This window comes from Heyndrickxia sp. FW510-T9, from assembly GCF_058781025.1.
Window position 1 is genome coordinate 1 of sequence record NZ_JBYSWK010000076.1, and the last position, 15,423, is coordinate 15,423.

The window sequence follows — 15,423 nt, forward strand, 5'->3', positions numbered from 1 at the left end:
GAAGTGAGGTTTTTTTAATACCACGCTTGAAGCTCTTTAGAACCCCCGGCATAGCCAGGGGTTTTCGAAACCATAAAAAATGAAAGCACCGCCGTTGGGCGGTGCTTTCTAAAGGATTAATTATTTACCAATTTTATCTACTTCGTCTTGATATTTACGCACTGTATCAAAGTTGGAATCCTTAGATTTTACATAACCTTCATGTGTGTAGATAGATTCAATGATCTTCTTACCTTCTGGATCTTTTCCAATTTTTACGAATGCATCAGCAATTTTATCTGCCCATTTCTTTGAAATGTCTGGACGAATACTGATTGTATCATTAGGGATTTTTTCTGTTAAGAATAAGTAATGAGTATCTTTGTAAATGTTAGGATATTCTTTTGCTACGATGTTACGAGCATCTACGAATACTGCTGCAGCATCTACACTTTTATCCATTACAGCCATAACGCCTTTATCATGTCCTTGTAATGTTACACCTGAAACATCTTTTAGAGCGTCGATGTTACCATGCTCTTTTAAGTATACAGCAGGCCATACAAAACCAGCTGATGAAGTAGGTGCTTGCCAGCCGATTTTTTTACCTTTAAGATCAGCTACAGAATTAATACCAGAATCATTTCTTACAAGCATTCCTGAATAGTAATAATCAACTAGTTCATTTGTCTGTTGACCAGTATCAGGATCAACACCATAGCGTTGTGCTTGAAGAAGTACATTTGCAGCTTTTTGTTTGTGAGCTAAAACATAGTCAGTAGGTGGTAAGAAACCAATTTCTAGTTTTTTAGATTTCATTGCTTCTACAACAGCATTGTAGTCAGTTGTTACAGTAACCTTTACATTAATGCCAAGTTCTTTCTTAAGCAGTCCTTCTAAAGGTTTCGCTCTTGCTTCCAATGTTTCGGCGTTTTGAGACGGTACGAAACCGATTCTTAATTCTTTTATGTCACCATTTTTTGTTTTATTGGAGCTTCCACATCCAGCTAATGCAACAGCAGCAAGAGAGAGAGCAAGCAATAACACAGCAAACTTTCTAATCATATTTTTACCTCCGTGGTAATAGTTTTTAGAACACGAATTAAATATATAATATTTTTCGAGTAAAATAAACAAAAAATTTGCATTCTGATAAAATATTTTGAAGGTAGTTGACAGTTGTTGAGATTGTGTTAAGCGAGGGTTAATAGGAAGTTAAAAAAGAGTAAATATTTTATATATCAGCATACCTTTTTTGGATTTTTCTGATAACTGAATAGATTTTCATAGTTGCTTCTTTAGTGTAAAATAAATGATAGAAGAGTTGATAGAAAAGTTATCGAGAAAGGAATATTATAATGGATAAAATGGAACTAGTCATCCTCGAAACGAGTGATGTTCATGGAAGTATATTTCCAATTAATTACGGAAATAATCAGCCTTTTGACGTTGGCTTAGGAAAAGTAGCTACATTAATAAAAAATGAAAAACAAAAGCATGCAAATGTATTGTTAATTGAGAATGGTGACCTGATTCAAGGGACACCACTAACATACCATTATGCACGGATCCAATCTCACCGTTCGAATCCAATGGTTGTGTTAGCTAATGAATTAAACTATGATGCTGCTGTTTTTGGGAATCATGAATTTAACTATGGAAAAGAGATATTAGCTTCAGCAGTTAAAGAATCCACTTTCCCATGGCTATCTGCAAATATTCTAAGCAAGAAGACTGGTGAACCATACTTTGGCAAACCGTATTTAATAAAGACATTTGAAACAGGCCTAAAGGTAGGTATTTTAGGATTAACAACACCGTATATCCCAAATTGGGAGCAACCTCAGCACATAGAGGGAATGGCTTTTGAAGATGCGGTTGAGACCGCAAAAAAATGGGTGCAGCTTCTTAAAAAGGAAGAAAAGGTAGATATTATAGTGGTTTCCTATCATGGAGGATTTGAATGCGATTTAGAAACCGGTGAGCCAACAGAAACACTTACCGGTGAAAACCAAGGATACCAGCTTTGCATGGAAGTAGAAGGTATAGATGTACTTTTAACTGGCCATCAACACCGTCAAATTGCTGGAAATATGATTAATGGGGTTATCGTTGTTCAGCCAGGCAATAATGGAATTGCACTTGGAAAGGTTACATTGCAACTGGAAAAAGATGAAGAAGGCTGGAACTGTGTACAAAAGGCTTCTGAATTGCTTTCCGTTATCGGTGTTGAAGCGGATCAAGACCTATTGGAAAAAGTGATGGTTTACGAAGCTGATACACAAGAATGGTTGGATCAGCCAATTGGAAAAATTGAAGGCGACATGCTCGTTAGAAATCCAATGGTAATTAGAACACAGGATAATGCATTAATTGAATTTATTAATAGTGTGCAGATGGAAGTGGCAGGAGTCGATATTTCTAATACTGCGCTATTCGATAATATATCGCCTGGATTTCCTGAAAATGTAACGATGCGGGATGTTGTATCAAATTATATTTATCCAAATACCTTAAAGGTTATCAGAATTTCTGGTCAGGATATGAAAGATGCCCTTGAACGATCAGCTTCCTACTTCAAACAATATGATGGTAGTGGTGAAATTGAGGTAAATCCTGCTTTTTCTACACCAAAGCCACAACATTACAATTACGATATGTGGGAAGGTATTGAATATCTAATCGATATCTCAAAGCCAGAAGGAGAACGGATAGTCAAGTTAGAATATAAAGGGGAACCAGTTGATTTAGAGAAAGAATATGACGTGGTAATGAACAACTATCGTGCAGGTGGCGGCGGTGACTATTTAATGTATAAAAACAAACCGGTCATCAAAGATATCCCGACAGATGTTTCGGAATTCATCGCGAACTATATTCTTGAAAAAAAGACAGTGAAAGCAACGGTTAATCATAATTGGAAAGTTATTTATTAAGAGTGAAAGAAATCAGTCATGAAGGCTGATTTCTTTTTTTTTGGTCAATATCATTTTTCACAGCCATAGATCATAATATAAATTATTATTCCGACTTGACTGATGGGGTTAATTATATTATAGTATGGATTTGTATTTGAAATTTTATAAGAGGGAGAAAACAATGAATTCATTGCTTATTATTATTAATATAATTGTGTTACTTTTACTCATATTGGGTCTTGGCATTATGCAGAAGAAACATGTTTCCTTTTCAAAGCGTGTATTTACTGGTCTGGGGCTAGGAATCGTGTTCGGTCTTCTAATTCACTTCGTATACGGTACTACTTCAGCTATTACAACCAATACTATTGATTGGTTTAGTATTGTTGGAAGTGGATATGTGAAACTATTGCAAATGATTGTCATGCCTCTAGTGTTTATTTCTATCGTAGGGGCTTTTACAAAGTTAAATCTGACTAAAAATATAGGGAAAATTAGCTTCTTAGTAATTGGAATTTTGCTAGGAACAACAGCCATTTCTGCGGCAATCGGAATTGGTTCTGCACTTAGCTTCCATCTCGATGGTGTGCATTTAGTACAAGGGGATATAGAGAAAGCGCGCAATTTGGAACTAGCTCAAACTGTTGATACGGTAAAAGACGCAACCATACCTCAGCAGATACTTCAGTTATTTCCGAGCAATCCATTTCAAGATTTAACAGGGGCACGTCCTACATCTACTATTGCTGTCGTTATTTTTTCGGCGATTGTAGGGATTGCTTATCTAGGTGTTAAACGGAAAAATCCTGAACAAGGAGAGCTTTTTGCAAAAATCGTGGATACATTCTATGCCATCATAATGCGAGTGGTTTCTCTCGTTCTACGCCTAACACCTTATGGTATATTAGCTTTGATTACAAAAGTAGCTGCAACTAGTGATTATGGTGCCATTGCGAAGCTTGGAAAATTCGTTATCGCATCTTATGTAGCCTTAATTATTATGTTTATCGTTCATTTAATACTATTGTCACTTGCAAAACTAAGTCCTGTTCAATACGTTCGCAAGGCATTGCCTACCTTATCCTTTGCCTTTACTTCCAGAACAAGTGCAGGAACTTTGCCGTTAAATATCAAAACACAGACAAAGGATTTCGGAGTTTCCGAAGGGATTGCTAACTTTGCAGCTTCGTTCGGATTGTCTATCGGCCAAAATGGCTGCGCAGGTATTTATCCAGCCATGTTAGCCGTGATGGTAGCACCGGCAGCAGGAATCAATCCAGCTACTCCATCCTTTATTATTACACTAATAATATTAGTGGCAATCAGCTCGTTTGGAGTTGCAGGTGTTGGAGGCGGTGCAACTTTTGCTGCATTAATCGTATTGTCCACTTTAAATCTTCCGATCGCAATTGTCGGCTTACTCATTTCCGTTGAGCCATTAATCGATATGGGCCGTACAGCATTGAATGTAAGCGGAAGTATGACAGCAGGGATTTTAACAGGAAAAATAACTAAAGAAATTGATACGAATGTATATCGTGAACCGAAACAACAATCTGCAGAAGCATAATGTCATTGAAGAGACGGACCAAATCGTGTTTTGATTTGGTCTTTTGCTTTTGCGCGAATATCTGCGCAACTTTGCGGACACCAAGTGAAATTTGAAGTGCCAATTTCACTAGTTCCGTTATCTGTGACAAAATGGACTAATTCCTTATGTTTGAGGACAGACGTTCCGTTATTATGCAAAAAAGCACTGATTTCCACGTGTTTTTATACGAATAGCGGAACCTCTGTCCGGTAAAGCTTTAAATTAGGGCTATTTAATCGAAATAGCGGATTCAGTGTCCGCCTAAAATAAATAGCACGGGAGCGGAAACTCTGTGGAGAGCAATTGACAGGAAATACTGGTATACTTGTATGGAAAAATATACATGATTTTATTCGAGGTGTAAGTGATGAATCGAAAAGAGATTGAATATAAAATAGCGGATCTAAAGGCAGACTATGTTAGACTTCAGCAGGATTTAGAAAAACTGGAGTTTGTGAAAGGAAATCTATCTCCATTAGAAAAGCAGTTAGCAGATATTGAACAGGAATTAAGTAAGTTGAATAAACAATTGGATGAACTTGAATAGAAAAAATAAGCGGGGAGTTGCCTCCGCTTATTTTTTTTGAAAAATATGTGTATAAATACACAAATTAATCATTTTTTCTAAAATACTTGACGTAAAAACAAAATACATATATGGTTAATCACATAACTAACTAACCGAATAACTAACTAGGTGGTGAAGGAATGAAATCTTTAATGGATGATAACCGTCCGATTTTTATGCAAATTGCAGAGAAAATTGAGGATGACATCATTAATGGAGGGCTCCTGGAAGAATCCCAGGTACCATCCACTAATCAATTTGCTTCCTTTTACCAGATCAATCCGGCAACTGCAGCAAAGGGTGTAAATTTGTTAGTCGACCAAGGAATATTGTACAAAAAACGCGGCATCGGTATGTTTGTCGTGAAAGGGGCACGCGCAAAGCTAATGGAAAAAAGAAAAGATCAGTTTTTTGAAGAGTATGTAAGTAAAATGATTCGTGAAGCAAAAAAGCTAGGGATAACTTCAGAAGAGCTGATGGAAATGATTAAAAGGGGGGAACGGTGATAATGAGTAATGTTGTGGAGGTTAATCAATTAACAAAAAAGTATGGAAATGTAATGGCTGTAGACAATGTAACGTTTTCAATCGAGAATAACAAAATTTACGGTCTGCTTGGGAGAAATGGAGCAGGAAAAACGACTATTATGCATATGATTACAGCGCAATTATTTCAAACTAGCGGAGAAATAAAGGTTTTTGGAGAAAATCCTTATGAAAATAAGCATGTGTTAAGTAAAATATGCTTCATTAAAGAAAGCCAAAAGTATCCATCCGGATATACCGTTAAAAATGTGTTGGATGTAGCGGCCACTTTATTTCCAAATTGGGACCAACAGTACGCTGATTCATTGATGGAGGATTTTCGGCTTCCATCGAATCGACGAATGAAGAAGCTATCAAGGGGGATGTTATCTTCAGTCGGAATTGTAATGGGTCTTGCCAGTCGCGCACCACTTACGATATTTGATGAGCCTTATTTAGGGCTTGACGCTGTTGCTAGGAGTTTGTTTTATAATCACTTAATTGAAGATTACGGAGAGTACCCGCGTACGATTATTTTGTCTACACATTTAATCGACGAAGTAAACAAGATTTTAGAGCATGTATTAGTAATTGACAATGGGAAGTTGCTTATTAATGAGGATGCAGATGTACTGCGAGGAACTGCTGTTACTGTTACAGGATTAGCAACGAAAGTGGAGGCTTTTATAGCTGGAAAAATGGTTGTTGATAAAACTCCTTTAGGTGGATTCCATTCAGCTATTGTGATGGGAAGACTTGAAGCTGAAGATATAAAACAAGCCGAGGAGCTTGAATTGGAACTTGCTCCAGTTTCATTGCAACAACTGATTGTTCATCTAACAGGTGGTACATCAAAAGATAAGGTGGTGGGAATCTAATGAATAGTATCATGCATGTTATGAAAATGCATACAAAGGAAAAATGGGGATGGTTTTATCTCTCATGGATTATATTACTTGTTAGTTTCTTTATAAATCTTATTATCGGAATTGTTACAGGTGGAACGGAACAAATCTATACGGGTGGAATGGCCTCAATCTTTATTTACATGTTAGTTGCAGGTATTGGAACGATGCAAATGTTCCAGTTTGCCATTGGATTGAGTGTGAGGAGAAAAGATTTTTATTTCGGAACTACAGGAATGTTTATTTCTGTAAGTGTGATAGATTCGATTGTATTGTTGATTCTCTCCATTGTTGAGAAAATATCAGGCTCTTGGGGAGTTAGTCTTCATTATTTTCATCTGCCGTATCTAAACGATGGTCCCTTGATCGAACAGTTTTTCATTTACTTTATTTTAATGATGAATATGTTATTTTTAGGATTTGCCATTGCAAGTATATTTCAACGATTTGGCCGAAGCGGATTACTCGTCTTTTTCGGAACATTATTCGTAATTGCTACTATCGTATCATTTGTCTTTACCCATTTTGAAAAATGGGGCACTATCTTCCGTTGGGTTGCAGAGCATTCTGCTTTCGCACTATCACTATGGATGTTACCTGTAGTATTACTATATATGATTGTATCTTATTCGCTTCTCAAAAGAGCAACCGTTTAACAAGTGTTTCAAAACAACCTACGATGTTCTTGTGAGAAAAAGGACCCGGATAATTATACAATAGCACATGTTTTAAAGGGTAGAATATGATGTTTTCTAAACGAAAAGACCGGGCATTGTTAATTTCTTCGCCCGGTCTTCTTAATATTCCATAAAAACTCTCCAATATATTGATCTACTTTTCGGTTTTCATGTAATCCGCTATGTGTTGCATGAGGATCATAGATAATTTTTTTGTGGAAATTTCCATCTGGAACTATATCTTGAAGTCCAAGAGCACTATTTAAAGAAACAACTCCATCCCCATCCCCATCTTCAGGGTCCTTTGCTACTCCTGCAATCGATAAGACCTGAATATGTCGACTAAATTCATTCCTATGGATATAAAGAGATTGTAAAAACGTCGAATTAGTTTTTAAATCAAAAATAGCTGGCCCAGTATTTTTGACATTTTGATAATAAGTTTCTCTTTGAATTCCTTTAAAAGGGCTGCCAATTGTAATAAGCTTTCGAACCTTCGGATATGGTTCATGTCCATCAGCCTGTTCGATGAAATTTGTTAATACAAGCCCTCCCATGGAATGCCCTACAACATTTACTTTTTTAACATGATATTGTTGGGACAGGACTCTCATGATTTCTTTTAACCAATTAGTCGTTTCTTGAATGCTTGCGCGATTATTTTCAAAAATGATTTGGATAAATGGATTTTTTTGAGAAATAGGTATTTCTCCATAAATATAGAGATGACCATTCTTATTTACCTTGCAAATCATTGTCTTTTTACCCCAATGGTACTGATCCTGAAACCTGGTAAGCATATAATCAAAAGAACTTGGTCCGCCTTTAAATCCATGAACGAATAGTGTGGGTGTTGATTGCGTTATGTGTTGTGATTTTGATATACCAGGTGTCATGTAGAAAAATATGATTAGTCCAAAGAAGATAATAGCAGTAGAAAAAAGGAATATCTTTTTATTGATTACTTTCAATTATTATTTCCCCCTATAAAACCTTAACATATAGTATAGGCTAATTCCCTTTGTACTATCAATTATTCCTATTTAGGCAAAGTCACCAATTAGAAGTGGATGCATAGGCTAATGTGTAGTTATTTTTATGCTTTAGGTAATAAAAAAATTTAACACCGTGGATAACTTTCTATAAAAAGTTGTCTACGTCTAGCTGCAGGTGAAATTTGCACTACAATTTCAATAGCGCCTATCGGCTAACGGATTTCTACGTCTCCTCCCTACGATAAGTCAACATCAGCTCGTGAACTACCGAGCACGGTTTCCTTTATCTCAGTCGGAGACTACGAAATCCGTACGCTAGAGCCGCGGCGCTTCCGCATTTGTTTTTAAATCCGACTGTAAAAGAGGAGTGTAAGAGCATGACAGGTAAGGTTTTGAATTATTATGCAGGCGGAAACACCGGAAGAGGATTTTATAATTTGTTCGATTCAAATTTAAAATGGTTAGATCGCCTATATATACTTAAAGGTGGTCCGGGAACAGGGAAATCAAGTCTAATGAAAAGGTTGGCAGAAGAGTGGAGAGAAAAAGGGTATTCCGTAGAGTTAATCCATTGTTCATCGGATAATGATTCCATCGATGGTGTTATTATTCCACAGTTAAAAGTGGGGGTTGTGGATGGAACGGCCCCACATGTGATAGAACCATTGGCCCCTGGAGCTGTAGAGGAATACATTAACTTAGGTCGCGCATGGAACAGTGAGCACCTTATCCAACATAAGAAAAATATTATGGATATACAATCCAAGATTAACAGTGCCTTTCAAACAGCATATCAATCCTTTTCCGAAGGCTTGCGTGAACATGATGATTTGGAAGAAATTTATATGAAAGAAATGGATTATGAAAAGGCTAATCAATTAACATTAGAACTGATAGAAAAAATCTTCTCTGAACAAAGGGACCAAAAACAAGGGGTGGTGCGTGATCGGTTTCTTGGAGCGGCTACACCAAAAGGGGCTGTTGACTTTATCGCTAATTTGACAGAAGGTTTAACAAAGCGATATTTCATTAAGGGTCGTGCTGGAACCGGAAAATCAACTTTATTGAAAAAAATTGCTTCCGTATCTGAAGAGCGAGGATTTGATACGGAAATCTATCATTGTGGTTTTGACCCACAAAGTCTAGATATGGTGATTATAAGAAAATTAGGAGTCGCTGTATTTGATAGCACGGATCCACATGAGTATTTTCCGGATCGTGAGGGTGATGAAATCGTTGATCTGTATTTAGCAGCTGTAACACCAGGTACAGACGAAAAATATGCGATTGAAATAAATGATGTTCACAAACGATATAAGGATAAAATGAAAGAAGGAACTGCATATTTAGCACAAGCAAAAGCCCTTCATGATGAACTTGAAAACTATTATATCGAGGCAATGGATTTTTCAATTGTAGATGAGATTTACCAAGAAATAAGTGATGGGATTCAAAAACTTGAAAAGTGACAAAAACGGGAGTGACCTATTAAAGTTAGAGTCACTCTTTTTCTTTGAGAGGTTTAAAAATTCACACAACTGTATTAAAGTAGATGGTAGTGAAAAGAAAGAGGAGGAACAAGTGTGAATTGGAATGATTGCATCGAGAGAACAAATACACATTCAGTAAAGTGGTCAATTGCCGATAATGAAGTGATCCCAATGTGTATTGCAGACATGGATTTTCAGGTGGCTCCGGAAATTATTGAAGCCATGGAAAAAAAGGCAAAGCACGGCATATATGGCTATACAACTTTTTGTGAAAATTATTACTCTTCCATAATGAATTGGTGGAAAAAACGATTTCAATTTCAAATCGAACGAGAATGGATTTGCTTCAGCCCAGGAATTATACCTGGAATAAATCTACTACTGGAAATATTAACGAATCCAGGTGACCAAGTAATTGTGCAAGAACCTGTATATTATCCTTTTTACAGCAGCATTGAAAATCATCATTGTGAAATCGTTACAAATTCACTTCTACTTGCAAATGGTCATTATGAAATTGATTTTGAGGATCTTGCAGAAAAGGCAAGTGATCCAAAAGCCAAGGTTATGATTTTATGCAGCCCGCACAATCCAGTTGGACGAGTATGGTCAGAAGAAGAACTAAAAAAAATATCAGAGATCTGTTTAAAACACGATGTCTGGATTATCTCGGATGAAATGCACGGAGATTTAATATATAAAGGAAACCGCCATTTCCCATTATTCAGCGTTTATCCAGAAATCCAAAACAGAAGTATTCTTTGCGCAGCCCCTAGTAAAACCTTTAATATTGCTGGTTTACAAACATCTATTATCATGATCCCAAACCATGATTTAAGAGAAAAATATCAGCAAAAACTTTTTCAATACGGAATGATGAGACCTAATGTGTTTGGCGTCGAGGCCACTGTTGCAGCGTACAATTCCAGTGAATATTGGCTCGAGGACCTGTTAAGGTATTTAGAAGGAAACCTACGATTTGTCGAAGAATATTTCAAAACCAATATCCCGGAAATAACGCTTATTCACCCTGAAGCCACTCATCTCATATGGATGGATTGCTCGAAACTAGGATTGAAAGGGGAACAATTATTTCAATACTTCCTTAAGGAAGCGAAAATCAAATTCGATGAGGGTTATAAATTTGGAAAAAGCGGTGAGTCCTTCCTGCGCATGAACATAGCTTGTCCGAGGGGACGTTTGGAGATAGCGTTAGAGCGGATTCGTGATGTAGTGCAAAGGATGGCATAAAGAAAATAGTAATATAGTTTTGCAAAAAAGCCAGTCCTCCACTGTTATCACACAGTGGAGGACTGGCCTCCTCATTTACCTAAATATCGTTTTCCTTTCGAAAAAAGGTTTGAATATTTATTTTTGAATCCTTTAACATTTTCAATATCTTCTTCGAATTCTTATTTACATAGGCATAGTATAAGACGTCTATTGTAAATAATTGCGAAACTAATGAGGTTGTGGCTGCGCTTCTAAGCATAACAGCTTCACCACCGTGATGAATTATGGAGTAGTCCACAAGACTAGCTAACGTACTTCCTTCATTTTGAGAAATACCAATAGTGTGGAGCCCTCTTTGCTTCGCAATCTGAGTCAATTTAATCACTTCATCTGTTTCCCCAGAATTCGATATGGCGACAAACATACAATCATCCCCAGCACTAATTAAGGAAGAACTTAACAGATGGTGATCAAGCATATTCACTACTGGCTTGCCGATTCTAAAGAACTTTTGGGTAAAGTCTTCTGCAACAACATGGGAGGCACCCAAACCATAAACATAGATCATGGAACAAGCATCAATCAGTTTCGCCACTTCCTCAATGCAATTGGTATCTAGGTGATTAGCTGTTTGGGAAATCGACTGGTTAAAACGCAGAGCTAACTTTTCAGCGATTAATTCCACTTCCTCATTTGGCGAGATATCTGTATATAAGTCTTCGTCCACACCTGTAGCATCGGCATATAGCCTAATCTTTAATTGTGAAAAACCTGATAATTCAATCGAACGACAGAAACGAACAATGCTGGCTGGACTGACTCCAGCCCTTTGCGCAAGTTCGCTTGTATTATAATTGACAGTTTCAACAGAATGTTGAAGAATATATTCGCCTATCTTTTTTTCAGCCTTCGAAAGGCTTGGTAATTTTGACTTTATTTGTAGTATTATATTTTCTTCCAAACTGTTCCCAACCTAGTCTAGTTTAGTTTCCTTCTGGATATCCTTTGGCACACCGAAAAGATATGTCGCAATGAATCCACCAATATAACCTGCTACTAATCCTACAATATATCCCATCCAATGTCCATTTGCTATAAGAGGGATTAATGGAATCCCACTTGGACCGATGGCAATAGCGCCAATATTTCCGATTCCACCAATTACAGCACCGCCAATGCCACCACCAATACAGGCAGTAATGAACGGGCGTCCGAGCGGTAATGTAACACCGTAGATTAATGGTTCACCAATCCCAAGAATTCCAACTGGTAAAGCCCCTTTGATTAACTGTGTTAATTGTTTGTTTTTTCTACATTTAACCCATAAAGCAATAGCTGCTCCAACTTGACCAGCACCTGCCATCGCTAAGATTGGTAATAGTAGGGTATAGCCAGTAGCGTTAATCATTTCAATATGAATCGGGGTTAAGATTTGGTGTAAGCCAAGCATAACCATTGGTAAGAAGAATAAACCTAAGATAAATCCAGAGAAAGCACCGCCAACATTCAGTACCCATGTGATCGATCCGACAAGTGCATTTGATACTACACCAGCAATCGGCATAACAATGAAGATTGTGAACAGACCGACAATTAACAAAGCAATCGTAGGTGTAACAATGATATCAATAGAGTTCGGAATAATCTTATGCAATCTTTTTTCTACAAGCGCTAATATCCATACAGCAAAAATAACGCCAATAATACCACCCTGTCCCGCAGCTAAAGCATGGCCATTGAATATATTGGTAAGTGGAGCGTCAGGGTTCATTCCGGTTAACAACGTGGCCGCACCGATGATACCACCCAATCCTGGTGTTGCACCAAATTCATTGGCTGCATTAATTCCGACATAGACAACTAAATAGGCAAATATTCCATTTTTAATGATATTTAACGTTGTAATGATGTTTGCCCAATCGCTGCTAAGATGGCCAGCCGTCAACAGGTTTGAGAAAATCGCTGCAATCCCCCCGATTAGACCGGCGCCAACGAAAGCTGGGATTAACGGAACAAATATGTTAGCGATTGTTTTTAACACCCGCTTAAATGCCGAGTTTTTATGCTTTGCTTTTTCTTGTGCCTTTATCTCAGCTGCTTTTGCCTCTACTTTTTGGCGATCAGTTAATGTAGCTCTGTCTTTTTTGGGAAATGGTTCACCAAGCTTTACTCCAGCTTCGGCCACCATAATATTTGCAACCTTGTTGACAATCCCTGGTCCAACGATAACTTGTAAGGTATCGTCCTCAACAACTCCCATCACACCATCGATTGCTTTAAGACCAGCCATATCAATTTTGCTATAATCCGTAATCGTCATACGAACCCTTGTCATACAATGGAGTAGTTTTTCGACATTTCCCATGCCTCCAACTTTCTCATAAATCTCCCTGGCCAACCTTTGTTCTTTTGATTCAGTCATCTTGATTATTCCCCCTTATATTTTTGGAAAAAATGGTACTAGAATCAGAGAATCTACTCAATAATAGCTCTAACAAATCCTTTTGCATTCACTAATTTCTGCTCTGCCACCTCCTTTGAAAGGTTTGTTAAAATCATGACAATCGCTAATTTCACATTTTTATCAGCTTCATAGAATGCTTTGTCAGCCTCTGCATAACTGCATTCTGTCGCTTGCATAATAATTAACTTTGAACGTTCGACTAATTTATCGTTCGTCGGCTTGACATCGACCATTAAATTTTTGTAAACCTTGCCGATTCCGATCATCGAAGCGGTAGAAATCATATTTAACACTAACTTTTGAGCAGTACCTGACTTTAATCTCGTGGATCCCGTTAAAACTTCTGGTCCAACTTGAACCTCAATATTAATGTCAGCATGCTTGCTTATTTCTGCATCTTTGTTACAAGCTAAGCTTGCAGTTGCTGCCCCAACCTTTTTGGCATAATCTAGCGCACCAATTACATAGGGCGTTCTTCCGCTCGCTGCGATACCGAGAACCGTATCCTTGTCTGTCAATTGAATATTTTTTAAATCTTCTTCCCCTAAAGAAAACGAATCCTCCGCTCCTTCGACAGCTACCGTCATGGCCGAAATGCCACCGGCGATTAACCCTTGTACCATGGTTGGATCTGCACTAAAGGTAGGGACACATTCGGCGGCATCAAGGATTCCCAAACGACCACTCGTCCCAGCACCTACATAAATTAGATGACCGCCACTCCTGAACGATTGCTTCACTGCTTCCACCACTTTTTCAATTTGTGGCAATTCCTTTTCTATACTTTCAGGAACGCTATGATCCTCCCCATTCATTAATCGTAAAATATCAATAGTAGATAACGTGTCCAAATTCATTGTGCGTTGGTTACGTTGTTCTGTTGTAAGTCTATTTAAATTCATGATGTACCTCCTTGGTCTCTAGCTAGCTTAAACTTTGTACCATCGTCAATGAAGTGAAGTAATGACAAATCTTTATTGGTAATTTGACCGATCACATTTACTTTTTCATCTGGTGGAAGTTCTCGTTTTATTATCTGCAGTTCCCCTTTGTATCTCCCATAAAGATTATTATCAAGGGTAATACTTCCTTTCTTTCTTAGTGTGGTATTCTCTGGATGAATGTCTTCCAGTTTATTATCTATCCGCGATTGTTCACTACGGACAACATCCCTAGAAACATCCAAACGATTTTGATGGTCCTTGTATATGTAGGAATTCCATTTCCTGTTTGTAGCCGTTGCATGAAAAAGCAAGATCTTACGATGAATGAACTCTTTAAACTGCTGTCCCGTTTCATCGGAGATACCAGGGTCCCCAATATACACATCATCGACCAAATAATCTCGATTAAGCGATAGTGATGCAGAAAGTGGATGTTGATACCGATGAATTTCCAATGTAGGAAGTGTTTCATATAAAGGTAATCGTAAGTCGTTATCACCAGGTGAGAAAGCGCTTACCTTAAACTGTTTACTTTTCAGCCAGTTATTTTTCCGATGAAACCACATTTCATCTAATCCCGTATTTGGTCTTGGATAATAATTATGCCAAGCTTCGATATTGTTAAAATCCGCTTGATAGTGAACGAGCTGTTCATAATCATATTCCTTTAGTGTACTGGCATTTAAACCGACTGTAAGGTAGTTTGATAGATTAGCCATTGTTTCAACATCAATTCCGTAATCCATTCGCAGACCTGTGATACCGCTTTCAAAAATAGCCTGAGGATCTTCTAATGACAGTCCGATATTCTTAAGGGCATCACCTGAAATGTCAATCATCAGTTTTAACCTTCTAGTCCTTACTACTTCTAACAAGGATTTCAGGCGTTCACCGTACATTGAGGCATCATCTTCCGGGATATGCAGTGATGTAAACACACCTTCAAATCCGATATTAGCCATTTCATTTACATAGTTTTCTTTTTTTTGTGACCAATCTTCATTTAGAAAAATAGAAAACCCAAACAATTGATCATCTCTTCTCTCGTATTTTTCTAGTATTACTATCAAGTGATTAACTTTTACAAGATTATTTTATTATTTATGAAATAAAATTTCAATACATAGTGAAAAAA

The 15,423-nt window shown here is 37.4% G+C and carries 14 protein-coding genes; 8 read left to right on the plus strand and 6 right to left on the minus strand.

From position 1 onward, the window contains the following. Positions 1–120: 120 nt before the first annotated feature. Positions 121–1,044 carry a phosphate/phosphite/phosphonate ABC transporter substrate-binding protein gene (locus AC3WJF_RS21870; protein WP_492456013.1) on the minus strand — a complete coding sequence of 308 codons (924 nt, stop codon included), beginning with the start codon at positions 1,042–1,044 and terminating at the stop codon, positions 121–123. Between the two features lie 293 nt (positions 1,045–1,337). Between AC3WJF_RS21870 and AC3WJF_RS21875 the strand changes: the two genes are divergently transcribed. From AC3WJF_RS21875 to AC3WJF_RS21900, 6 genes are all read left to right on the plus strand, one after another. Beyond that, on the plus strand, positions 1,338–2,915 hold the full coding sequence (locus AC3WJF_RS21875; protein ID WP_492456015.1) for a bifunctional metallophosphatase/5'-nucleotidase: 1,578 nt from the start codon (positions 1,338–1,340) through the stop codon (positions 2,913–2,915). A 163-nt stretch (positions 2,916–3,078) separates the two neighbouring features. Further along, on the plus strand, positions 3,079–4,467 hold the full coding sequence (locus AC3WJF_RS21880; RefSeq protein ID WP_492456017.1) for an L-cystine transporter: 1,389 nt from the start codon (positions 3,079–3,081) through the stop codon (positions 4,465–4,467). A 388-nt stretch (positions 4,468–4,855) separates the two neighbouring features. Then, positions 4,856–5,035: an SE1832 family protein gene (locus AC3WJF_RS21885; RefSeq protein ID WP_492456019.1), complete on the plus strand. Its 180-nt coding sequence runs from the start codon at positions 4,856–4,858 to the stop codon at positions 5,033–5,035. A 161-nt stretch (positions 5,036–5,196) separates the two neighbouring features. Then, complete coding sequence (locus tag AC3WJF_RS21890; RefSeq protein ID WP_492456021.1) at positions 5,197–5,562, plus strand: GntR family transcriptional regulator; 366 nt, start codon at positions 5,197–5,199, stop codon at positions 5,560–5,562. Between the two features lie 2 nt (positions 5,563–5,564). Then, positions 5,565–6,458 carry an ABC transporter ATP-binding protein gene (locus AC3WJF_RS21895; protein ID WP_492456023.1) on the plus strand — a complete coding sequence of 298 codons (894 nt, stop codon included), beginning with the start codon at positions 5,565–5,567 and terminating at the stop codon, positions 6,456–6,458. After that, entirely contained in the window at positions 6,458–7,141 is a 684-nt protein-coding gene (locus AC3WJF_RS21900) for a hypothetical protein (protein ID WP_492456025.1), read from the plus strand. Before AC3WJF_RS21895 ends, AC3WJF_RS21900 begins: the two co-directional genes overlap by 1 nt. Positions 7,142–7,260: 119 nt before the next feature. Here the strand turns inward: AC3WJF_RS21900 and AC3WJF_RS21905 are convergent, their stop codons facing one another. Next, a complete protein-coding gene (locus AC3WJF_RS21905; protein ID WP_492456027.1) occupies positions 7,261–8,133 on the minus strand; it encodes an alpha/beta fold hydrolase in 873 nt (290 codons plus the stop codon). Between the two features lie 401 nt (positions 8,134–8,534). Between AC3WJF_RS21905 and AC3WJF_RS21910 the strand changes: the two genes are divergently transcribed. Both AC3WJF_RS21910 and AC3WJF_RS21915 read left to right on the plus strand, forming a co-directional pair. Further along, positions 8,535–9,626, plus strand: a complete 1,092-nt coding sequence (locus AC3WJF_RS21910; RefSeq protein WP_492456029.1) for a PRK06851 family protein — start codon at positions 8,535–8,537, stop codon at positions 9,624–9,626. A 114-nt stretch (positions 9,627–9,740) separates the two neighbouring features. Continuing rightward, entirely contained in the window at positions 9,741–10,898 is a 1,158-nt protein-coding gene (locus AC3WJF_RS21915; protein ID WP_492456031.1) for a MalY/PatB family protein, read from the plus strand. 79 nt (positions 10,899–10,977) lie between these two features. Here the strand turns inward: AC3WJF_RS21915 and AC3WJF_RS21920 are convergent, their stop codons facing one another. Genes AC3WJF_RS21920 through AC3WJF_RS21935 form a run of 4 tightly spaced genes read right to left on the minus strand, consistent with a single transcriptional unit; the run spans position 10,978 to position 15,358 of the window. Next, positions 10,978–11,841, minus strand: a complete 864-nt coding sequence (locus tag AC3WJF_RS21920; protein WP_492456033.1) for a MurR/RpiR family transcriptional regulator — start codon at positions 11,839–11,841, stop codon at positions 10,978–10,980. Between the two features lie 12 nt (positions 11,842–11,853). After that, entirely contained in the window at positions 11,854–13,302 is a 1,449-nt protein-coding gene (locus tag AC3WJF_RS21925; protein WP_492456035.1) for a PTS transporter subunit EIIC, read from the minus strand. Between the two features lie 53 nt (positions 13,303–13,355). Further along, positions 13,356–14,246 (minus strand): N-acetylmuramic acid 6-phosphate etherase, encoded by an 891-nt coding sequence (gene murQ, locus AC3WJF_RS21930; protein ID WP_492456037.1) that lies wholly within the window; start codon positions 14,244–14,246, stop codon positions 13,356–13,358. Continuing rightward, positions 14,243–15,358 carry a DUF871 domain-containing protein gene (locus tag AC3WJF_RS21935; RefSeq protein WP_492456039.1) on the minus strand — a complete coding sequence of 372 codons (1,116 nt, stop codon included), beginning with the start codon at positions 15,356–15,358 and terminating at the stop codon, positions 14,243–14,245. Before AC3WJF_RS21935 ends, murQ begins: the two co-directional genes overlap by 4 nt. Between the last annotated feature and the right edge of the window lie 65 nt (positions 15,359–15,423).

What these genes read in the sequence shown, in the direction of transcription:
- AC3WJF_RS21870 (WP_492456013.1), bottom strand. Translation starts at nt 1,044, where the DNA reads ATGATTAGAAAGTTTGCTGTGTTATTGCTTGCTCTCTCTCTTGCTGCT.
- AC3WJF_RS21875 (WP_492456015.1), top strand. Translation starts at nt 1,338, where the DNA reads ATGGATAAAATGGAACTAGTCATCCTCGAAACGAGTGATGTTCATGGA.
- AC3WJF_RS21880 (WP_492456017.1), top strand. Translation starts at nt 3,079, where the DNA reads ATGAATTCATTGCTTATTATTATTAATATAATTGTGTTACTTTTACTC.
- AC3WJF_RS21885 (WP_492456019.1), top strand. Translation starts at nt 4,856, where the DNA reads ATGAATCGAAAAGAGATTGAATATAAAATAGCGGATCTAAAGGCAGAC.
- AC3WJF_RS21890 (WP_492456021.1), top strand. Translation starts at nt 5,197, where the DNA reads ATGAAATCTTTAATGGATGATAACCGTCCGATTTTTATGCAAATTGCA.
- AC3WJF_RS21895 (WP_492456023.1), top strand. Translation starts at nt 5,565, where the DNA reads ATGAGTAATGTTGTGGAGGTTAATCAATTAACAAAAAAGTATGGAAAT.
- AC3WJF_RS21900 (WP_492456025.1), top strand. Translation starts at nt 6,458, where the DNA reads ATGAATAGTATCATGCATGTTATGAAAATGCATACAAAGGAAAAATGG.
- AC3WJF_RS21910 (WP_492456029.1), top strand. Translation starts at nt 8,535, where the DNA reads ATGACAGGTAAGGTTTTGAATTATTATGCAGGCGGAAACACCGGAAGA.
- AC3WJF_RS21925 (WP_492456035.1), bottom strand. Translation starts at nt 13,302, where the DNA reads ATGACTGAATCAAAAGAACAAAGGTTGGCCAGGGAGATTTATGAGAAA.
- murQ (WP_492456037.1), bottom strand. Translation starts at nt 14,246, where the DNA reads ATGAATTTAAATAGACTTACAACAGAACAACGTAACCAACGCACAATG.